We start from the raw sequence: 18,452 nt of genomic DNA on the forward strand, positions 1-18,452 counted from the left end.
AGCTCAATTGGTAGAGCGCTTGCTTTGCACGCAAGAGGCCAGGAGTTCGATTCTCCTTGACTCCACTTTCGGTGTCTAAAGTCGATTTTAGATTTGAGATTTACTCTACAGGTGAATCTTTTACGCGGGGTCATAGCTCAATTGGTAGAGCGCTTGCTTTGCACGCAAGAGGCCAGGAGTTCGATTCTCCTTGACTCCACTTTCGGTGTCTGAAATCGAAGAGATCGAGACGTTGGTTATTTCAACTAACGACGTACTCATTATCGCGCTATATTGTTTAGTAAAGACTGAAAACACTACAAATGCCTAAAAAATCTAAGTACACCAAGGAGCTTTTAGAGCCAATCGTCAGGGAAAGCATTACGCTTACTGAGGTGCTTAAAAAATTGGGTTTGGGAAAAACAGGAGGGAATCGCAGGAATATTAGTTCGCGTCTTAAAAACTTAGGAATTTCAACTCAACATTTTGTTGGGGCTTCTTGGGCTAAGGGAGAAACTGCTAGTAGTAATCCTGCAATTTGGCAGAATCGAACTAAGAATACATATCCTGATCAGGAGGTATTTGTAGAGTGTTCAACTTATAATGGTGGCCCCAAGTTGACTAAAAGATTAATTCAAAAAGGTTGGGATTATAAATGTAATGAATGCGGGATTGACCAGTGGAGAGATAAGCCCTTAGCTTTGCACTTAGATCACATCAATGGAGTTCACGATGACAATCGATTAGAAAATCTCAGGTTCTTATGTCCAAATTGCCATCAACAAACAGAAAATTGGGGTAACAAAAATCAAAGAGTAAAGCAGGCAATCGACAACCAAGTATTAGAGACACATATTGCTTCAGAAAATGGGAGGATAAATGATTGTGCCAATGGGAAAAAAGAAATAAAAGTAAGAATGAAGAAATGTGGCTCTCCAAGAATTAACTCCAGAAAAGTTGAGCGTCCTTCTAAAGAGGATTTGCAAAAGCTAGTCTGGGAAAAACCAACTACTCATATAGCTATAGATTTTGGTGTGAGTGACAAAGCAGTGGAGAAATGGTGTAAAGCTTATGACATTGAGAAACCTACTAGGGGTTACTGGGCAAAACAGAGTCGAAATCATACAGGTATGCAATGCCAAAAGGAAAGTAGCTAATTTGCAATTACCGAAATTGTAGTTCGACTCCTATCGATATCCAATGAGAGTTAAGTAAACTGGTAAATTAACTTCAGACTCAATCATAGCATGATTAATAAGGAAGATGCCGCTAAATGGTTGGCAACCCGTCTTGAAAACTGGGGTACAGGTAACTGTAAGGGTTCGATTCCTTCATCTTCCTTTTAATTAACCACCGGAAGTCGAAAAGCGAGACACCGTGCTGATAACGCGGGGATAGGAGGGGCAGTACCTCCTCGGTGGATTGCTTATGATTTTATATATAAATAAGGGAGAATTATGGTTGATTTTTTCACGAGCTTTGCTCTCATATACTGAGAAAAATTATGGGGAGGTCGCCTAAGTGGAATGGCACCGTAAAAACTTTGGAAAAGCGGCTCCCAAAAGGACGATCGGGTTTGTTGAGTAGGGTAAAAAGTTGCTTCGCGACGTTCCCTGGAAACGCAAACTGGCAGCGGGTTGCGGAGGCACTGAAAGGAATTAACAGTCCGAGATGGGGGCAGTTCCCGTCTGCTTGCGGGCAGTAAGGAAGCGCGTTTCCTGAAAGTTGCTGTCGATCGATGCGGGTTCGAGTCCCGTCCTCTCCATTTCAAGTCCCTGTTGAAAAGTTCCAACCCGTGCCCTAACAGTTAAAGCATACATACTCGGCTGTTAACCGACTAAAACCAATGCTTTGCGTACTTGCACGGGTTGGTAGCTGTGGAACCTCAGTGACCGTGGGGGTCTACATCGGGGTCGTAGCTGCAGGTTGGCCGCAGTCTGGTCATCACCTGCTTCAGCAAGAAGCCATTGCTGTTCCAAGCCGTATAAGGATTAGCCCCTTGTCCCTTCAGCCACAAGGTTTGTCGGGCTTTGTTGTGGCAGATATTCGCTAGCAGGCTGACGACTGACGCTAAGCCGAGTTCATCGACAAGGGCTTCGAGTTCATCTTGAGTCACAAGCACACCTCCAGGGTTGACTATTTCCCTGAATAATAGCATAACGGGGTAAGAATGGGTACTAAAAGGTGCTATTCCGGGGTATGTATGTCGTCAATGAGCTTATATTCGTTGATAGTTGCCAGGAGCATCAGTTTAGACATGGATATTCCTGACTCGTCAGACAGCTTCTTCAGCTTTTGATGAATTCGGTTGGGCATTGTGACTTTTATGGTTTTGGAAGCTTCGTCTTGTTCAGCCATTTCAAGCAGTTATGTTTAATTGACACCAGCTTATCCTCTTTCCGAGTACCGATCGCACCTTGCTGCGATCGTCTGTAGGGATGCGGGCGCAGCGCGATAAAATGGCTGCTGCTGCGAAACTGTGCGCTAACAAATAAAAAGGTCGATCGCAAATCTCTAACCAAGGGAGCGATTGGATATATTAGTTACCTTCAGAAGCAAGCAGTAACCAAACAAGTTAATAAAAAAGGTTAAACATGAGAAAATTAAAATATTATGTTGCTTGCACAGTTGACGGGTTTATTGCTCGCGAAGATGGCTCATTTGATTGTTTTCCTATGGAAGGAGAGCATTTCGCAGATTTGCTCGATTCCTTTCCTGAAACTTTTCCTGCTCACTTTCAGGAAGCACGAGGCATTCGTGCAGAGAACAAGCAGTTTGATGCGGTTTTGATGGGACGGAAAACCTATGAGGTAGGGCTAAATGTTGGTGTAACTAATCCTTATCCCAGCTTGAAGCAGTATGTCTTTTCGCACACTATGGAAGCCACTCCAGATGAGAATATTCAACTTGTTTCGGACAATGCTGTTGCATGGGTTAAGGAATTGAAAAAAGAAACGGGTAAAGACATCTGGCTCTGCGGTGGTGGCGCTTTAGCGACAACTCTTTTTTCTGAGATTGACGAGATGATTGTGAAGTTAAATCCGGTAGTAATCGGAGCGGGAATTCCTCTTTTTTCCCGTGCACTCGATGCGACAAATTTGCAACTTGCCGATCGCCAAATCTATAGCAACGGTTTCATGTTGCTTCATTATCGAGTGAAGCATTAGCAATTGGGACTTTATGCGTTGCAATTGCTGGGGGCAAGAAACGAGTGAATTCCTTACTACAAAATGATTTTATAGCACTTACACAAAAGCTGAATTTTTAAGGGTGGTTGGCAGAGCGGTGATGCACCCGGCTTTTAACCGGTACCAGATAGGTTCAACTCCTATATCACCCATTTTTAAAGGCCGAAGGTAGAAGCTACAGGGTTAAATATGCCTTTTGCCATTCGCGAGGGGCGATCGTAGTGTCGGTGCGGGCGTCGTCTCCCAAATTCTGAAATAGTTGGATTTATTCTATTTCGCGCAGGATAGTTCCTCTGTTCTTTTCTGATAAGTAAATCGAACATTTGAGACGAAAGTACCGATACGAAAGTCAAAATTAGCGACACCTATACCTTTCTCACCAACTACTTCTAGCGTAAATTCCCCGGAATGACCTGAACTACCAGGATCATAAAAAACATCGTTTTGACCTTGGGTAGGTGCCACAAATTTTACGCTGCCTACTCGCTTGATGATGGGCTGACAGCTTTTAATTGAATTCACAACTCCGGCATAATTCCAAAATTCTTTGGACGCCCATTGCTGTCTAACTTCCGCAGGGGCTGCTACACCAGGAAAACCGTTGTTGTTAACCAAGATAAATGTTAAAGCGATCGCAGACGGAATTAAAATTCTCAACAATGAAACGATGAGATTGCTTGTGGATTTACTCCGCTTAAATTTTCCAGCAATATAAATTCCTAAAATAGATAGCCAAAACGGGAAAAGTAAACCCCAAAATAACCCCGGCAACTTGTGTAGCAAAGTCGGCATTGATGAGTAGAAATATGAGTAGAAATAGGCAACTAAGTAGCCGCTCACAAACCGATGATGCAACCGAACACCAGAAACAACGGCTCAATTTCCATTTCTTGTTCTGAAAGTTGTCGATCCACCAGAGCAATGGTGTATAGACCCAGAAGATATAGCGCCAGAGCTGTCATTATCCACAAGTAAAACCACTCACCAAGTGTCGCTTCACGATAGTTCAGATAATTGCCTAGGGATGTGAGGAATGTAATGTCAATCGCTGCTGTTAAAAAGCATTCTAACCTATCTAATAGTGGAACGCTCTTGTTTTTCATAATGCGATTAGTTTTAAAAGTATATAGTTCCTCGCCATTCGAGTGGATCTAGATTTTTTACACAAGTCAATCCTGTATTTACCCCAATTGAAATAGTCATGCAGGGCGAGATAGTGAAGATGTCGGTGAAGTTGGTCAGCGCGATGGTCTTGACAGGTTTCGCGATCGTACTTTAATTAGGTATTGAATAAGGGCGAGCGTGTAAAATAAAGTTGTTCTTTTAAGAAAATGCGTTGATTCTGCAAGGAAAACGCTAGCTAAATGGTCTGTGGGCGACTATCACCGCATGATTGAAGCAGGGATTCTACGCGATCGCCGTGTGGAGTTGCTAGCCGGTGAAGTTTGGGAGCATCTCACTTATGCAGCCCTCCGCTAGAAATTGGAGCTAGGAGTCAGGAGTCAGGAGTCAGGAGGAAAGGAGAAGAAGGAAGAAGGAAGGAGGAAGAAGGAAGGAGCCATAATAAGTGTTTTTACAAATATGAGATGCTCCCGTGAAGTTTGCCAGATGAGTCCAGAAACCCCAATTTATTACAACACAACCAAACGAGGTACTAAATACCTCGAAGAACTACTCGTAGGTAAAGCTGATGTCCGCTTCAACGGGCCGATTACGCTATCAGACTCTGAGGCAGAACCAGATATTGCGATCGTGCGATTGCCGGAGTCTGCTTACAACGATCGCCATCCCGAACCTCAAGATATCTTTTGGATTGTAGAATTTGCTCAAACTAGCTTGAAGAAGGATTTAGAGTTGAAAGCCGCCATTTATGCCGAGGCATAAATTCAAGAATATTGGGTTTTAAATTTATCTGCTAAGCAAATGATCGTGTTTCGCTATCGGGAGAATGGCGAGTACGCTACAGACCAAAAGATCGAGGCTGGAACGGTTATAAGCTGTTGTGCATTTAAATTGTATATTTCGAGTCCCGATCAACAATCGTCGCATCCTCTCCCCCTCTCCTCTTCTCCCCCTCTCCCTCTCAAATACCATAGGCAATCTAGATGCAACACCGCTTACCGCTGGCATTTCCCGACATTCGCCTATCCGTTGAGAGACTTTTCGGGTGATTGGGAGCGATCGCCACAAATTTATACCAAAATAGTTGATTTTTCAGAACAGTTGTGTTATAGTAGTATATATGCGGGAGTATAGCTCAGTTGGTTAGAGCAGGTGACTCTTAATCTCAAGGTCGAAGGTTCAAGTCCTTCTACTCCCATAAAATTCAATCCTTTGCGAGTCAATAGTTTCAGATTTATTGCCTCACTAAGATTTCCGGCTTCCACTCATATTCCACTCAGTCTCGCTCTTCTAAGTAGCTGAGTATTTTCCCTGTTTCTTTTTCTATCCTTGAGCTGCTTGCTCGCGGTTATGACGCCTGGAGTAAAGAGTGGCTGGCTTATAGCTTGCTTAACTTGTTGACTGCCCTTTTATTTGCGGTCATACTTCCTACTAAGGTAGAACAATCAGCTACATTTAGCTTGTTGCGAATCCTACTTTATAGGTTTTTTTATGTTGTTTAGCTTTTTGTAAACATTTTTGAGCGGTTCATATCACAATTTTTTAATAAATTCTTTTTCTTAATTATATCTTTAGTTTTCCGCCCAACCTAGACAGTGGGGGAGTTTTTAATTATCCAGGATCGGGGAAAGATTAAAGTTTTTTTAAGTTTGACAAAATAAAGGACATCTTTTGTAATATAAAGAAGAAAGTTGAAAAAATTATAAAGACAAACTAATTGGATAAAAGTGTCGCTAAGGTAGTAAAAATGACGGTTGGTCAGAGAAAAAGAGTGTTAAGCTAGGCTAAGCTCAGCCAAAGCAAAACCTCGATATTTAATTAAGTTCGATCGATAACAAAGGCTAAGGTAAAGTTCATGGCAAACTCAGTTTTAAATCAGCCAAACGCAGCAGCAGGAGTGCAGTGGCAGCCAAAAGATATTATCCGCAGCCTAGTGTGGAAAATTGCGATCGCAACCTGGCTGTTAATGGCTGTAGGCAGCGCCACGCGAGTCATGAATGCGGGGCTCGCTTGCCCCGACTGGCCGCTGTGCTACGGTCAATTAATACCTGCAGCGCAAATGAATTTGCAGGTATTTCTGGAATGGTTCCACCGGTTGGATGCAGCGGCAATTGGCTTAAGCGCGATCGCACTTTTAGGACTATCTTTGTTTTACCGCAGCCGCCTGCCAAAATGGCTGCCTTGGGCGAGCGCCGGAGCAGTATTTTTAATCGTTTTTCAGGGCGTATTGGGCGGCTTGACAGTAACACAACTGCTGAGATTTGACATCGTTACCGCTCACTTGGGAACAGCTTTACTATTTTTTGGCGCCCTGCTAGTCATCGGTTTCATGCTGACTCCCTACGAAGCTACAGGAAATGTCGGCAAATTGGCTTGGGTAAGTTCGATCGCAGCATTGTTAGTTTACCTGCAAAGTTTGCTAGGAGCATTAGTAGGCTCTAGATGGGCTCTGCACCAATGTTTGGACTCCTCAGAATTGTGCTCGGTAATGAACAGCCACATCGCCGGTATCGTACCAGCTACAGCAGCGACTTTAGCAGTAGCAGTCATGGCTTGGCGGCAGCCTGCACTGAGTCCTAATTTGCGAAAACTGGCTAATTGGGCGAGTGTTTGCCTCATTGCTCAATTAGTTCTGGGATTAGCAACTTTCCGGCTGCACCTTCAGGTAGAACCGCTGACAGTCGCCCACCAAGCAGTCGGTGCCGCTTTGCTGGGAACCCTGGTAGCTTTTAGTGTTTTAGCTTGGCGCGATCGAGTTTTATCAGCTTGAGAGTAATATCATGTCCGGTAGCATCGTTATTATATAGTGCAAGGTCTTGTAGGGGCGGCTTCACCATGATTCTCGATCTAAAAGCCAACAGTTTCATAAACCCGCCCCGCCCATACAAGCACGAATCAACCGGACACTCTCTAAAAGGCAGATTTATCTATTTCTTGAGTAAGAGGGGCCGGATTTATCCCTCGGTGGGGGCGGGTTTATTAATCCTTGTAGCTACAGTAAATATTTCTCGTAAAACCCGCCCCTACAAACCAATGACTGACAACTAACAACTAACAACTAATAACCGATGCAAGAAGTTCTTACCAACGACAGGCCCCGCCTCCACGAAAACTTTTCGCAAGTCGTGAAAAGTTACTATCAATTAACAAAACCCAGAATTATTTTACTGCTGCTAATCACCACATCAGCAGGAATGTGGATGGCGGCAAAAGGAGAAGTCGATCCGCTATTGCTGGTATCAACTATTACCGGAGGCGCTTTAGCTTCTGCGTCGGCGAATACGATTAATTGTGTCTACGACAGTGACATCGACTATATCATGGAGCGCACCCGGTGGCGGCCGATTCCTTCCGGGCGTGTCAAGAAGCGGGATGCTTTGATATTTGCGATCGCCCTAGCTACAATATCCTTTACATTGCTGACAGTTGTTGCCAACTTATTAGCGGCATTGCTAGCGATGTCAGGCATCCTTTTCTATGTCCTAATTTACACCCACTGGCTGAAGCGCCACAGCGTGCAAAACATCGTTATTGGCGGTGCAGCAGGGGCGATTCCGCCGCTAGTTGGGTGGGCTGCGGTGACAGGAGATTTGAGTTGGGGTGCGTGGCTGCTGTTTGGGATTATCTTCCTGTGGACACCGCCGCATTTTTGGGCCTTAGCAATGATGATTCGCGATGAATACAAGGAAGTAGGCGTCCCGATGTTACCTGTAATTGAGGGCGACGAAGAGACAGCCCGCCAAATTTGGATTTACACGCTATTGATGATTCCTGCAACTTTGCTGCTAGTTTATCCCCTGCATTTAGCGGGCGCGGTGTATGCGGGAACAGCTATTTTCCTGGGTGCTATTTTTGCCCAAAAAGCTTGGTTGCTGTTGCAGACTCCAGAGGATAAGATTGTTGCGCGATCGCTCTTCAAATACTCTATTCTGTACCTGATGCTATTGTGCGCCGGAATAGTGGTTGACAGTTTGCCTGTGACTCATAATTTGACTACTGCGGTTGTACAAAATGTGCAAACTTTGATTAGTGCAGTTGTAATGTAGTAATCAGTTAAATTGCCATGATTAAAATGAAGCCCGCATCTTGCGGGTTTTGTTTATGGTAAAATAGCAATAGTCATTATTCCATCTGCGTAAATCTGTGTAAATCTGCTTTAATCTGCGGTAAAAAAAAGAGCGAAAGAACATGACAGAAACCATTTAGCTAAATATAAAATCACATTCCAGCTACTTTGAGCATCTTGAATAAATATACTAAGTGTAAAATAAAAATAGGAGGAAAGTTCTGATGGCTGAAAATACTGTGAAAGTAGACATCTCATTTCAATCACTGCTGGAAGCTATTTCGTCACTGGGAATTGCTGAAAGATACAAGATATGGGAATTTTTGGAAGCTGAATTATTCCCGAATGAGGACGATTCTCCAGAAGACATTGCCGAAATTGAAGCGGCCCGTGCTGACTACAAAGCTGGAGATTACACGACTTTCGATCGATATATGGCACAACGGGCAAATTGCTGAGGCAAGTTAATGCGGTTTCTGGCAAATGAAAACTTTCCACCAAGTGACTTGACCATTTCGACCGATGAAATTACCCAACGGAGAGAAGGCACTGCTGGGCGACAAGCTTGAGCGATACTCACTGAATATGCAGCATCCCAAAGGAAAAGATAAAGCCATCCTGTTTAGAAATCGATTGGGAATTACACTAGAAAACAAAGCTATTTTAGAAGTCGCTTTATTAGAATGTGCGGTCAATCAGGAGGCAGAAATTTATAAAACCGACAACTATGGAACCCAGTATGATATCAAATTTTTCATGACCACGGAAACGGGAAGCTCTTGGGTGCTGTCATGTTGGATGATTCGCACCGATGAAGACTTTCCTAGGCTAACTAATACCTATCCTGTCAATAAGTGAGGATACTGTGATGACGTTACACGAGTATGATGTTGTTGCCTTGACTGAAGAAATTCACGCAATCCATAAAGCAACCTATCAGCCAATTTTGCTCCGACCTGGACAAGTTGGCACTATTCTGATGAGCTTTGAGGATCGTGCTTATCTAGTAGATTTTGCGGATGCTCAAGGTAATACCTATGCAATGGAAACCATTCCCTCAGAGAAACTCATGGAACTCGTTTATGAGCCACTTCCTGCCTACGCCTAACCTACGAATAATACTTTACAGAGTATTGAGTTGGAAGTGGCGATCGCAGAATTATATCGCGGTGTGAGTTTGGGGCGATAAATGAAGTAAGCTAGAGACAAAGGTTTTAAATAATTTTAACCAATGCCAGCATCCGTTGCTTATCTGTTTGACAGAATTACAGTGAACCCAAGACAATGTGGCGATCGTCCCTGCATCCGGGGAATGCGGATTCGAGTCATCGATATCCTAGAGTTGCTGGCTGCGGGTGAGCAAATTTTTAAGTTTATCGAAGAATTTCCAGACTTGGAAATTGACTATATTAAAGCTACGCTTCTGTATGCAGTCCGCAAGCTCGATCGTCCTGTTTTAGCCGCATGACAATTTGGTTGAATTTTCATCGAACGGCAGCAATTGATGTGTGGATTACTGGCTACCTTTGGTGAAATACATCAGCGATCTGCGGTATTTTTCTCTTCTATTGGGTATTGTACCGCAACTGCGATACAATTATAAGTTCGACTGCTAGATTTTCGTAAACTCGTAATCAGTTGATATATTTCGGGAATGTCTGAAAAAACTCTGCTAAGTGAAATTGTTCATTGTCCCCATGCACGAGAGTGTCAAGAAGATATTTCTGTTGAAAATCCATGTCGTAAAATTGTTGACTCTCAAAATGCAATTGGGTTAGAAAAATTTCAAGTGCCTGAACCTTGGAGTGGACAGATAGAGCAAGCACCCATTCTCTTCCTGAGTTCAAATCCATCAATTGGCTCTGATGAAGATTACCCAACTTGGGATTGGTCATGTAGCGAAGTACACGATTATTTCAATTACCGTTTTGGAGGAGGACGTAAGCACTGGATCGTTGATGGTACAAAATCCTTGCTAAAAGACGGGAAATATAGTCGCTCTACTCGATTTTGGGCAGCGGTTAGACAACGTGCGATTGAGCTACTTCAACGGAACGTTAGTCCAGGCATTGATTATGCGCTTACCGAGATAGTGCATTGTAAGTCTCGTGCCGAAACTGGTGTAGAAGAATCACAGGAGCAATGTGTGGAAGCCTACTTGTTGAGAGTTTTAGAACTAGCAAGAGCAAAAGTGATAGTGGTACTGGGGGCACGCGCAAAGCAAGTGATTCAAAGCCAATTCAATATCTCTACAGCAAATTCAATATCCGAGTTCGTTGAGATAGGGAATCGTGAAAGATTTTTTGCTTTTCTCCCCCATCCAAATGCTCGGACCCACCGTTCTTTTGCTAAGTGTTTACAGGGTGATGAACTTGAAAAGTTACGCGCTTTTTTGCGGTAGCATCAAAATACGGCAAGAGATGCGCGCACTCGAACAACGCCAATGCACCCGACCGTCGAAATCCTGTCGGTGGCAGTCTGAGGTAATTTGCGGCGGGTGATTGGCAACGTTAGACCGCTAAATCTGAGTTGGGTAGTGGCTTGAATGTATCTATCAAATTCCAACCCAAAGGTGAATGTCATGCAAGCTAAACTTCAAGAACAACTTTCTCCTGATGCCGAAGTTATTTTGGGACGTTTGCCAGAACGAATTAAAGCTGCTCTAATTGCGCGTGCTGCGAAAATTGAATATCCGATCGCCATTTCGATCGCCAATTTTCAAGGGCACAGAAGCATTAGGTTTCGTAGATTGCAAACCAGGACGCGGGCAGTAAAATCGAGAAGTCCCAGGCGATCAAGTTCGAGATAAGGTGAAAGCCCGATCGCTAAAATGATGAATAGATGTTGCTGCCAAGATAACCATGACCACCATCACCCTCAACCTCTCTCCCGAACTCGAACACCAGATCCGTACTGAAGCATCTCGACAGGGCGTTGAACCCGATCGCTACATCCTCAACACCCTGCAAGAACGCCTCCAGCCTAGACTTCCAACCACCCAACCTACTGAAGCCGACTTGCTGCAACAAATTAACATCGGCTTTAGTGCACAAACCTGGGAAGAATACCATGCCCTCATCGCCAAGCGTCATGCCGAAACCCTGACTCCCGATGAACACAAGCAACTGATCCAAATGAGCTCGCGCCTTGAACAACTCAACGTTACCCGCATTCAAGCCTTAATTCAACTCGCAACCTTCCGCAACCAACCTCTGACAGATCTGATGCAAACCCTGGGCTGCCTGCGGGTTCTTCCGTCTATGATAATAAGTAGTTAGAATCAAAAAAATGTATGCCAGTTGTAGCAGTTAAAACTTACATAGAGTATCGGAATGATGCCTATTGGGTTGAAGGAACTCGGATTTCTCTTGACTCGATCGCCTATGCTTTCTGTCAAGGATTATCGCCCGAAACTATTGTTCAGTCTTTCCCACTACTGACACTGGAACAGGTTTATGGGGCAATCGCCTTTTATCTAGCCAACCGCGCTGAAATCGACGCTTACTTAGCCGCCGAAGAAGCTGCATTTGATGCCATGCCTCAACCTCTACAAACCAGCGATCCAGCTTTGTACAACAAACTGATTGCAGCTAAAGCAGCAACACAGCAGGTGCAATCGTGAATGTGCGCTATCAAGCTGATGCTGACTTAAATCAGGCGATCGTCACAGGATTACTGCGACGAGAATCTACAATCGACTTTCAAACTGCTTTTGCTGCTGGGTTAGAAGGCGTTAAAGATTTAGAAGTGCTGGCAATTGCAGCACAGCAAAGACGTGTTCTTGTCAGCCACGATCGCAAAACAATGCCATCGGAATTTGCTGAGTTCATTACTACTAATCAGAGTGCTGGAGTCATTATTGTTTCCCGAAAAATACCGATGGAAGTTGTCATCGAAGAACTACTCTTGATTTGGGCAGCATCTAGTGCAGAGGAATGGGTCGATCGTATTGCTAAGCTACCCCTTTGATGCACACTAAAATGGATATTGAAAGCGTTAAGCTAGAAACAGACAACAGAGAGCCAACCTACGCAAAAGGTTAATATCAATGGTTGCGATCGCCCAAAAAACCCTTTCCTTCGAGGAATTTCTCAACTGGGATGACGACTCCGGCAGGTCATTTGAGCTAGTCAATAAAGTACATCTTGAACACTACCAAATTTTTCCCTGTTTCAACTTCTGGCTGTTAGCGGGAAAGTGCCGATTTCGGTTGCAGATTCTGGCAGAGGGGGGCGCAGACAAAGATAAACTAGCGGCCCTAACAGCGGAACTAGAGACACTGCCCAAAAAATGCGATCGTCCGCAAGTCCACGGCGTGCCATGTCGTCTCCCAAAAGTGAGGGAAATATTACAGCCATCAAGCAACAATCCCAAGTTATTAAATGTACAAAAGGAATTGACTGCCACTGCTTGACAAAATCTCCCCAATCTCCATTTAACCAAGCCCAAGCTAACAGCCAGATAGTAGTTAGTAAAAGTACAATGCCTGTCCAGCGGGAGTCTGATATTTTGATCAACATATCTTTGCGGCCGGAAAATTGTGGCTGGGGCTGGCGGAGGAGTAAGTAGGGAATTAAGCCGATGATACCGGCGCCGTTGGAAGCGAGGAAAGCAGGCCCAGCGGATATATTTTGGGTTCTCTCATCAATGAATAGGAGGCAAGCGTAGACCATCGGCCACACTCCCATGAGAGCGAATATAGTGACAAGGTAGGGGTTGATTCCTTCTAGCTGCAACTTGAGCATTTTTTCAATAACTGTTAGCGTTCCGGGCCGATCGAGAGGAGCTAGCAATAAGGTGTAGGCAATAAATGTTGCCCACAGCAACCCCAGAAACATTTTTGTTTTCATCATATATAACGAGTAGTGGAAGCCGACTAAAGTAAATTATGGTAAAGTAGCGGTCGAGTTAGCGCCGTCTATCTTAGGTAATAAGCAGTTCGATTGGAAGAGCGGCTGCAAACCGGGTTTTAGTCCGGGGATGAAATGCTCTACAGCAGCCGATCATTACTTTAGGCAGACGCAGGGGCCGCGTCAGGAGAGATACATTTTAAAGAATCGGTTGTTTTTATTACAAAACCCCTTAGAAAAGGAGTTTCAGCGGTGAACTTAATATCTGTAGAGGAACTCAAAGCACTGGTACAACAATCTCCTGGATTGTGCGTCTCAATTTATATGCCAGTGGCTCAAGGAACAGAAATTCAACAAAATCCGATTCGGTTCAAAAATTTAATCAGAGAGGCTGAAGACAAAATTGTAGAGTACGGATTTGACAAAAAAGAAGCGGCCCAATTGCTAGAGCCAGTCCGAGCAGAAATTGACCAGGAAAACTTTTGGGAAAATCAAAGCAACCTGCTGGCGATTTTTGTCGGTTCGGGATTTTTCCGCTACTATACCTGTCCGGTGAATTTTGAGGAATTAGTGGTTGTGAGCGACAATTTTCACGTCAAACCGCTGATGCCTATGCTGACAGGAGATAATTTATTTTATGTTTTAGCTCTCAGTCAGAAGGAAGTGAGGCTGATTGAGTGTACGCCTTACAGTGCTAGGGAAGTTGAAGTTGAAAACTTGCCGAAAAGCCTTGAGGAGGCTCTGCAATATGACCCGACTGCTAAAGATGGTCAGTTTCGGATTGCTACTTCAAAAGGAGGCACTAATAATTCTTTTCAGCAGCCGGGAAGTTTTCACGGTCAAGGAAGTCCAGATCGAGATGAGCCCCAGCAGGAAATTTTGCAGTATTTCCACATAATTGATGGGGCGCTGCACAAATATTTGCACAATAAAAAAGCTCCTTTAGTGTTAGCAGGAGTTGAGTATTTGCTCCCGCTTTACCGAGAAGCCAATACGTACCCGCATTTATTTGAAGAAGGAATTACAGGCAATCAGAAACTTCTCAAGCCGGAAGAGTTGCGGGCCGAAGCTTTGCCGCTGGTGGAACCTTTGTTTTTGCAGGCTCAGTCAGAGGCGATCGCACAATACCACGATCTGACAGGAAGCGATAAAATTTCTGCTGATTTGAAAGAAGCTGTTTCGGCTGCTTATTTTGGACGAGTCGATCGACTATTTGTTGCTCTTGGCGTTCAGCAGTGGGGTACTTTTAATCCCGATACGAACGCGGTGCAAGTCCACCCAGAAGCAGAACTGGGCGACGAAGATTTGTTGAATGCCGCAGCAATTCAAACTATTCTCAATGGCGGAACTGTTTACGCGGTGCCGCCGGAACAGGTGCCGGACGAGGCGCCTTTAGCTGCTATTCTCCGCTATTAACTTACCAGGTTTAAACCAATGGAATCTACTTCAATGACAAATTCCGACAAACAAAACCAAAGTAGCAGCGGCGATACCGAACGCTGGGCATCTTTAATTGGTGGCGGGGCGCTGGTGCTTTTTGGTTTGTCGCAGCGTTCTTTGAGAGGTGCTTTGCTGGCGGTTGCGGGCGGTGGTTTAGCTGCTCGCGGGCTGGGGGTTGTGGAGGGTTTGCAGTCGGCTGCAGATCCGAATCAAAGCATTAAAGTTGAAAAGACGGTGACGATCGACAAACCGGCTGATGAATTGTACCGTTTATGGCGCAATTTTGAAAATTTACCTCGGTTTATGAAGCATCTCAAACACGTTACGGTAATAGATGAAAAACGTTCTCACTGGATTGCCAGCGCGCCGATGGGCAATAGTGTGGAATGGGATGCAGAGATTGTTCGCGAAGAAGAAAATCGCTTAATTGCTTGGGCGTCTGTGGAAGGGGCTGATGTTGACAATTCTGGCTTTGTGCGCTTTCAACCGGCATCTGCAGGACGCGGTACTGAGGTAAAAGTTGTCATCGAATACAACCCTCCGGGCGGTGCAATTGGTGCTGGTGCTGCTAAACTATTTGGCGAAGCTCCCGAACAGCAAATTGCCAATGATTTGCGTCGCTTTAAGCAGTTGATGGAAGCTGGGGAAATAGCTACAACGGAAGGTCAAACTTCGGGCCGCAAGTAAGTATAGCACTTTTGGTGGTAAGCCCTTGTAGGGACAGGGCAAGTGTAGGGACTTAGGCCAAGCCCATAGGTGTTCAACTTAAGCTTTTTGTCCACCAGTCCTCCCGCCCACCCGTTAGTCCGCCAGGGAATGAATTCCCTGTCTCATAGCTAAAGTCCTCTCAAAGAGGACTGAAAAACTCATTAGTCGTCTTCAGACGACTTTAGCTTTGAGGCAGGGGTTTCAACCCCTGTCGGACTGTCGGACTATCGGTTGTACGTTAAGTTGACACCTCTGGACTCTTGGAGTGTCCCTACGACACGAGCGATCGAGCGGGATGTCCTTGAGTACAAAACGTAGAGTTTGTGCTCTCAAGCTATTTGTTGTTTACCTGATTAGCTGATGTCATCTCAAGTGGTTTTCGGAAATGCGGGCGCTGAAGGTGCAAGTCGGGGCGGTTGGTTTGCGGGTCACTTTATGACTCCTGAAGATGACCCGCGATCGACTTCTGTTTTAGAGGTAAAATGGGGCACTCACCCCGCTGGAGATTGCAGGACTCAGTGGGCGGTAAATGCGGAAGCCACCACGCTTTCTATCCTGGTAAAAGGGCGGTTTCGCCTGCAATTTCCAGAGCAAGAAATCTTGCTTTCTCGCGAAGGAGATTATGCTCTCTGGCTGCCGGGAGTGCCTCATTATTGGTCGGCCGAGGAGGATTCGGTAATCGTGACTGTGCGCTGGCCTTCCCTACCTGGAGATAGTTCTGCAGTTAAGAATTAACTTTAACTTCGGGAACCAAAACGCGGCCGCTATAACCCGCGCGCTGGTAGCGATCGATCGCCTCGGATGCGATAACACCCGCTTTCCCACTCTCCACCAAGGCTACGCAAGCACCGCCAAAACCTCCGCCCGTCAGCCTTGCGCCGAAGACTCCGGGAATTGACTGCAAGATTGCCGCCAGCGTGTCTACTGCCGACACCGACACTTCGTAGTCGTCGCGCTGACTGGCATGGGAAGCATTCATTAACTCGCCAAAACGTTTTGCTGGCAAAGATTTTACCGCTTCGAGCACGCGGTTGTTTTCGGTAACGACGTGCCGCGCTCGTCTTCTGAGGGGTTCCGGCAATACTTCGACAGCTTGGGGATCGGCGATATCCCGGAGAGCTTTAACTCCCAATATCCGCGCGGATTCCTCACACTCGGCGCGTCGCTTGTTGTAGCCGCTTCCTGCTGCGAGTTCGTGGCTTTCGCCACTGTCAATTATTAAAATTTCTGTGCTTGCTGGAAAAGGTATCGGGCGGCATTCGAGGCTGCGGGTGTCGATCAATAGCATGGTGTTGGTGTCTGCTAGACTCGACGCCATTTGATCCATGATGCCGCAGTTCAAGCCGGCATATCGGATTTCGACTTGCTGTCCGATTTGAGCTAGCCGCACGTCGTCTAGGGGGAGGTTCAGCAGCGCGCGCAGTCCTCTGAGGGTGGCTATTTCTAAAGCGGCGCTGCTGGACAAACCGGCTCCGATCGGCACATTCGAGGTAATGTAGAGATTTATTGGCGGTATTTTGTATCCTTCTTTTTCTACAAGTCTCAGGCAGCCACAGATATAACTGACGAATTTTTGCGGTATGGTATCGTCGTCTGAAAAATTTATGAGTTCGTCATATTCTGCTGAATAAACATGGTGTCGATCGTCGCTGCTGAAGCCGATTTGTACTGTGGTGCGCTGGGGAATCGCTGTTGGAAGTACAAATCCATCGTTGTAGTCTGTGTGTTCGCCCAGCAGGTTTACTCTGCCGGGGGCGCTGGCTGTGGTTTTGGGTAATGTACCAAATACTCGTTGGAATTTCATTTTTGGGGAAGTGGTAATTGGTTCTTGGTTATTTGTTATTGGTTATAGCAATCCTAAATCATTTGTAAATTTCTTACTCCCTCCCCTTGATAAGGGGAGGGTTGGGGTGGGGTAAAAAATTTACGACTCCTGCAAAAATTGCTATATTTGTTATTGGTTATTTGAAAAAACCGCTATCCGTGCCTCCGTGACTTACGTGTTGTCCTGTTGGTAATTGGGAAGAAATAAATTTATTTTTTATCGTTTGTCTTTATTATAGTGCCCAAGTTTTTTGGTTAATTCAACCCCTGTTAACAAAAATAAACATGACCGTAGGTTAGGAAAAGATATAGACCTGTGATAGAATGACAGGCTAAGATTTCTCCAAAAATTCAAAAAATGCGATCGACCAGACCCCGAAAACAGTTTGCTCAACATTGGCTCAAAAGCGAGAAAGCCTTAGATAAGATTGTGAAAGCGGCTTCTTTGGATCAGGATCGCGTCCTGGAAATTGGGCCGGGCACGGGGATTTTGACTCGGCGTTTGCTGCCTGCGGCTGAGTCTGTTGTTGCTGTGGAGATCGATCGAGATTTGTGTCTCAAGCTAGCCAAACAACTCGGCAAAACAGACAATTTTTTACTGCTACAAGGCGACATTCTGGAAATGGACTTAGAAGCTGAACTAACGGCCTTTCCCAAATTCCAAAATCCCAATAAAGTTGTTGCCAATATTCCTTATAATATTACCGGCCCGATCCTGCAAAAACTGCTGGGAACGATATCTGTTCCTGCGGCTAAACCCTTCGATGCGATCGTGCTGTTAGTGCAGAAAGAAGTGGCCCAAAGGCTTTACGCTAAACCGGGTTCGACAGCTTTTGGGGCGCTGTCAGTGCGGGTGCAGTATTTAGCAGAATGCGAGTTAATTTGCGATGTGCCGTCTAAAGACTTTTTTCCGCCGCCAAAAGTCGATTCGGCTGTGGTGCGGCTGCTTCCCAGAGAGATAGAAACTGCGGCGGTTAATCCACGCTATTTGGAGAATTTAGTTAAGTTGGGATTTGGTAGCAAGCGCAAGATGCTGCGAAATAATTTGAAAGGGGCTGTGGATTTAGATAAACTCGTTCAATTGCTAGAAGAGTTACAGATAAATCCTCAATCTCGCGCTGAAGATTTAAGCGTGGAGCAATGGGTAAGTTTGAGTAATAATATTATGTGCGATGTGTGAAATTCAGGATTGTGTTAGATACCATAATTATTAAATAATTCGGATATCTGGGTGTTTTTTTTTCAGGGCTTTTCGCTGTGACTACTAACAGTTGA

The 18,452-nt window shown here is 45.1% G+C and carries 25 protein-coding genes and 3 tRNA genes; 22 read left to right on the forward strand and 6 right to left on the reverse strand.

What is annotated here, in order from left to right:
* Positions 1-126 precede the first annotated feature (126 nt).
* Positions 127-199: transfer RNA gene (locus QUB04_RS05115), tRNA-Ala, on the forward strand.
* A 103-nt stretch (positions 200-302) separates the two neighbouring features.
* A complete protein-coding gene (locus QUB04_RS05120) occupies positions 303-1,136 on the forward strand; it encodes an HNH endonuclease signature motif containing protein (protein ID WP_333281805.1) in 834 nt (277 codons plus the stop codon).
* 728 nt (positions 1,137-1,864) lie between these two features.
* On the opposite strand, the gene QUB04_RS05125 is transcribed toward QUB04_RS05120, so the two are convergent.
* Both QUB04_RS05125 and QUB04_RS05130 read right to left on the reverse strand, forming a co-directional pair.
* Entirely contained in the window at positions 1,865-2,095 is a 231-nt protein-coding gene (locus tag QUB04_RS05125) for a hypothetical protein (RefSeq protein ID WP_333251655.1), read from the reverse strand.
* A gap of 71 nt (positions 2,096-2,166) precedes the next feature.
* Positions 2,167-2,337: a hypothetical protein gene (locus QUB04_RS05130; RefSeq protein ID WP_333281808.1), complete on the reverse strand. Its 171-nt coding sequence runs from the start codon at positions 2,335-2,337 to the stop codon at positions 2,167-2,169.
* A gap of 236 nt (positions 2,338-2,573) precedes the next feature.
* Between QUB04_RS05130 and QUB04_RS05135 the strand changes: the two genes are divergently transcribed.
* Both QUB04_RS05135 and QUB04_RS05140 read left to right on the forward strand, forming a co-directional pair.
* Positions 2,574-3,146 (forward strand): dihydrofolate reductase family protein, encoded by a 573-nt coding sequence (locus QUB04_RS05135; protein WP_333281811.1) that lies wholly within the window; start codon positions 2,574-2,576, stop codon positions 3,144-3,146.
* A gap of 101 nt (positions 3,147-3,247) precedes the next feature.
* A tRNA-Lys gene (locus tag QUB04_RS05140) sits at positions 3,248-3,319 on the forward strand.
* Between the two features lie 118 nt (positions 3,320-3,437).
* Here QUB04_RS05140 and QUB04_RS05145 read toward each other — a convergent pair.
* Together QUB04_RS05145 and QUB04_RS05150 are read right to left on the reverse strand one after the other, a co-directional pair.
* Positions 3,438-3,959: a hypothetical protein gene (locus tag QUB04_RS05145; protein WP_333281814.1), complete on the reverse strand. Its 522-nt coding sequence runs from the start codon at positions 3,957-3,959 to the stop codon at positions 3,438-3,440.
* A gap of 44 nt (positions 3,960-4,003) precedes the next feature.
* Positions 4,004-4,270, reverse strand: a complete 267-nt coding sequence (locus tag QUB04_RS05150) for a hypothetical protein (RefSeq protein WP_333281817.1) — start codon at positions 4,268-4,270, stop codon at positions 4,004-4,006.
* Positions 4,271-4,612: 342 nt separating this feature from the next.
* Between QUB04_RS05150 and QUB04_RS05155 the strand changes: the two genes are divergently transcribed.
* The 14 genes from QUB04_RS05155 to QUB04_RS05220 all read left to right on the forward strand — a co-directional run bounded on the left by QUB04_RS05155 (position 4,613) and on the right by QUB04_RS05220 (position 12,324).
* Positions 4,613-4,765, forward strand: a complete 153-nt coding sequence (locus QUB04_RS05155) for a hypothetical protein (protein ID WP_333281820.1) — start codon at positions 4,613-4,615, stop codon at positions 4,763-4,765.
* Positions 4,766-4,775: 10 nt separating this feature from the next.
* Positions 4,776-5,051, forward strand: a complete 276-nt coding sequence (locus QUB04_RS05160; RefSeq protein WP_333281823.1) for a Uma2 family endonuclease — start codon at positions 4,776-4,778, stop codon at positions 5,049-5,051.
* A 362-nt stretch (positions 5,052-5,413) separates the two neighbouring features.
* A tRNA-Lys gene (locus QUB04_RS05165) sits at positions 5,414-5,487 on the forward strand.
* 657 nt (positions 5,488-6,144) lie between these two features.
* Entirely contained in the window at positions 6,145-7,059 is a 915-nt protein-coding gene (locus QUB04_RS05170) for a heme A synthase (RefSeq protein WP_333281826.1), read from the forward strand.
* A gap of 298 nt (positions 7,060-7,357) precedes the next feature.
* The gene (locus QUB04_RS05175; RefSeq protein ID WP_333281829.1) at positions 7,358-8,335 is read left to right on the forward strand and encodes a heme o synthase; all 978 of its coding nucleotides are present in this window, start codon (positions 7,358-7,360) and stop codon (positions 8,333-8,335) included.
* A gap of 244 nt (positions 8,336-8,579) precedes the next feature.
* Positions 8,580-8,813 carry a hypothetical protein gene (locus QUB04_RS05180; protein ID WP_333141274.1) on the forward strand — a complete coding sequence of 78 codons (234 nt, stop codon included), beginning with the start codon at positions 8,580-8,582 and terminating at the stop codon, positions 8,811-8,813.
* 64 nt (positions 8,814-8,877) lie between these two features.
* Entirely contained in the window at positions 8,878-9,213 is a 336-nt protein-coding gene (locus tag QUB04_RS05185; RefSeq protein WP_172186779.1) for a DUF6883 domain-containing protein, read from the forward strand.
* A gap of 10 nt (positions 9,214-9,223) precedes the next feature.
* Positions 9,224-9,463: a DUF4926 domain-containing protein gene (locus tag QUB04_RS05190; RefSeq protein WP_333141278.1), complete on the forward strand. Its 240-nt coding sequence runs from the start codon at positions 9,224-9,226 to the stop codon at positions 9,461-9,463.
* 123 nt (positions 9,464-9,586) lie between these two features.
* Positions 9,587-9,823 carry a DUF433 domain-containing protein gene (locus QUB04_RS05195; protein WP_333141280.1) on the forward strand — a complete coding sequence of 79 codons (237 nt, stop codon included), beginning with the start codon at positions 9,587-9,589 and terminating at the stop codon, positions 9,821-9,823.
* 186 nt (positions 9,824-10,009) lie between these two features.
* A complete protein-coding gene (locus tag QUB04_RS05200; RefSeq protein ID WP_333281832.1) occupies positions 10,010-10,756 on the forward strand; it encodes a uracil-DNA glycosylase family protein in 747 nt (248 codons plus the stop codon).
* Between the two features lie 180 nt (positions 10,757-10,936).
* On the forward strand, positions 10,937-11,164 hold the full coding sequence (locus QUB04_RS05205; RefSeq protein WP_333281835.1) for a hypothetical protein: 228 nt from the start codon (positions 10,937-10,939) through the stop codon (positions 11,162-11,164).
* A gap of 52 nt (positions 11,165-11,216) precedes the next feature.
* Complete coding sequence (locus QUB04_RS05210) at positions 11,217-11,633, forward strand: hypothetical protein (RefSeq protein ID WP_333141284.1); 417 nt, start codon at positions 11,217-11,219, stop codon at positions 11,631-11,633.
* 14 nt (positions 11,634-11,647) lie between these two features.
* A complete protein-coding gene (locus QUB04_RS05215; RefSeq protein WP_333141286.1) occupies positions 11,648-11,977 on the forward strand; it encodes a DUF433 domain-containing protein in 330 nt (109 codons plus the stop codon).
* Positions 11,974-12,324, forward strand: a complete 351-nt coding sequence (locus tag QUB04_RS05220; RefSeq protein WP_333281838.1) for a DUF5615 family PIN-like protein — start codon at positions 11,974-11,976, stop codon at positions 12,322-12,324. Before QUB04_RS05215 ends, QUB04_RS05220 begins: the two co-directional genes overlap by 4 nt.
* A gap of 203 nt (positions 12,325-12,527) precedes the next feature.
* Here QUB04_RS05220 and QUB04_RS05225 read toward each other — a convergent pair whose 3' ends face one another.
* Complete coding sequence (locus tag QUB04_RS05225; RefSeq protein ID WP_333281840.1) at positions 12,528-13,208, reverse strand: DUF2834 domain-containing protein; 681 nt, start codon at positions 13,206-13,208, stop codon at positions 12,528-12,530.
* Between the two features lie 249 nt (positions 13,209-13,457).
* Here QUB04_RS05225 and QUB04_RS05230 point away from each other — a divergent pair, with 249 nt between their 5' ends.
* From QUB04_RS05230 to QUB04_RS05240, 3 genes are all read left to right on the forward strand, one after another.
* The gene (locus tag QUB04_RS05230; protein WP_333281842.1) at positions 13,458-14,621 is read left to right on the forward strand and encodes a baeRF3 domain-containing protein; all 1,164 of its coding nucleotides are present in this window, start codon (positions 13,458-13,460) and stop codon (positions 14,619-14,621) included.
* A 33-nt stretch (positions 14,622-14,654) separates the two neighbouring features.
* Positions 14,655-15,332 (forward strand): SRPBCC family protein, encoded by a 678-nt coding sequence (locus tag QUB04_RS05235; RefSeq protein ID WP_333281845.1) that lies wholly within the window; start codon positions 14,655-14,657, stop codon positions 15,330-15,332.
* Positions 15,333-15,713: 381 nt separating this feature from the next.
* Entirely contained in the window at positions 15,714-16,088 is a 375-nt protein-coding gene (locus tag QUB04_RS05240; protein ID WP_333281848.1) for a signal peptidase I, read from the forward strand.
* Here the strand turns inward: QUB04_RS05240 and galK are convergent.
* Entirely contained in the window at positions 16,078-17,157 is a 1,080-nt protein-coding gene (galK, locus tag QUB04_RS05245; protein ID WP_333281851.1) for a galactokinase, read from the reverse strand. The two genes, QUB04_RS05240 and galK, sit on opposite strands and share 11 nt — an antisense overlap.
* Positions 17,158-17,535: 378 nt before the next feature.
* Here galK and rsmA point away from each other — a divergent pair, with 378 nt between their 5' ends.
* The gene (gene rsmA, locus QUB04_RS05250) at positions 17,536-18,357 is read left to right on the forward strand and encodes a 16S rRNA (adenine(1518)-N(6)/adenine(1519)-N(6))-dimethyltransferase RsmA (protein ID WP_333281854.1); all 822 of its coding nucleotides are present in this window, start codon (positions 17,536-17,538) and stop codon (positions 18,355-18,357) included.
* Positions 18,358-18,452: the final 95 nt, after the last annotated feature.

This window comes from Microcoleus sp. D2_18a_B4, assembly GCF_036702475.1.
Lineage (GTDB): Bacteria > Cyanobacteriota > Cyanobacteriia > Cyanobacteriales > Microcoleaceae > Microcoleus.

Coding starts and splice junctions, on each gene's coding strand:
- QUB04_RS05205 (WP_333281835.1), top strand. CDS start 10,937: ATGCAAGCTAAACTTCAAGAACAACTTTCTCCTGATGCCGAAGTTATT.
- galK (WP_333281851.1), bottom strand. CDS start 17,157: ATGAAATTCCAACGAGTATTTGGTACATTACCCAAAACCACAGCCAGC.
- QUB04_RS05200 (WP_333281832.1), top strand. CDS start 10,010: ATGTCTGAAAAAACTCTGCTAAGTGAAATTGTTCATTGTCCCCATGCA.
- QUB04_RS05240 (WP_333281848.1), top strand. CDS start 15,714: ATGTCATCTCAAGTGGTTTTCGGAAATGCGGGCGCTGAAGGTGCAAGT.
- QUB04_RS05210 (WP_333141284.1), top strand. CDS start 11,217: ATGACCACCATCACCCTCAACCTCTCTCCCGAACTCGAACACCAGATC.
- QUB04_RS05160 (WP_333281823.1), top strand. CDS start 4,776: ATGAGTCCAGAAACCCCAATTTATTACAACACAACCAAACGAGGTACT.
- QUB04_RS05235 (WP_333281845.1), top strand. CDS start 14,655: ATGACAAATTCCGACAAACAAAACCAAAGTAGCAGCGGCGATACCGAA.
- QUB04_RS05135 (WP_333281811.1), top strand. CDS start 2,574: ATGAGAAAATTAAAATATTATGTTGCTTGCACAGTTGACGGGTTTATT.
- QUB04_RS05175 (WP_333281829.1), top strand. CDS start 7,358: ATGCAAGAAGTTCTTACCAACGACAGGCCCCGCCTCCACGAAAACTTT.
- QUB04_RS05170 (WP_333281826.1), top strand. CDS start 6,145: ATGGCAAACTCAGTTTTAAATCAGCCAAACGCAGCAGCAGGAGTGCAG.
- QUB04_RS05145 (WP_333281814.1), bottom strand. CDS start 3,959: ATGCCGACTTTGCTACACAAGTTGCCGGGGTTATTTTGGGGTTTACTT.
- QUB04_RS05185 (WP_172186779.1), top strand. CDS start 8,878: ATGAAATTACCCAACGGAGAGAAGGCACTGCTGGGCGACAAGCTTGAG.
- QUB04_RS05130 (WP_333281808.1), bottom strand. CDS start 2,337: ATGGCTGAACAAGACGAAGCTTCCAAAACCATAAAAGTCACAATGCCC.
- QUB04_RS05120 (WP_333281805.1), top strand. CDS start 303: ATGCCTAAAAAATCTAAGTACACCAAGGAGCTTTTAGAGCCAATCGTC.
- QUB04_RS05225 (WP_333281840.1), bottom strand. CDS start 13,208: ATGATGAAAACAAAAATGTTTCTGGGGTTGCTGTGGGCAACATTTATT.
- QUB04_RS05180 (WP_333141274.1), top strand. CDS start 8,580: ATGGCTGAAAATACTGTGAAAGTAGACATCTCATTTCAATCACTGCTG.
- QUB04_RS05215 (WP_333141286.1), top strand. CDS start 11,648: ATGCCAGTTGTAGCAGTTAAAACTTACATAGAGTATCGGAATGATGCC.
- rsmA (WP_333281854.1), top strand. CDS start 17,536: ATGCGATCGACCAGACCCCGAAAACAGTTTGCTCAACATTGGCTCAAA.
- QUB04_RS05150 (WP_333281817.1), bottom strand. CDS start 4,270: ATGAAAAACAAGAGCGTTCCACTATTAGATAGGTTAGAATGCTTTTTA.
- QUB04_RS05190 (WP_333141278.1), top strand. CDS start 9,224: ATGACGTTACACGAGTATGATGTTGTTGCCTTGACTGAAGAAATTCAC.
- QUB04_RS05195 (WP_333141280.1), top strand. CDS start 9,587: ATGCCAGCATCCGTTGCTTATCTGTTTGACAGAATTACAGTGAACCCA.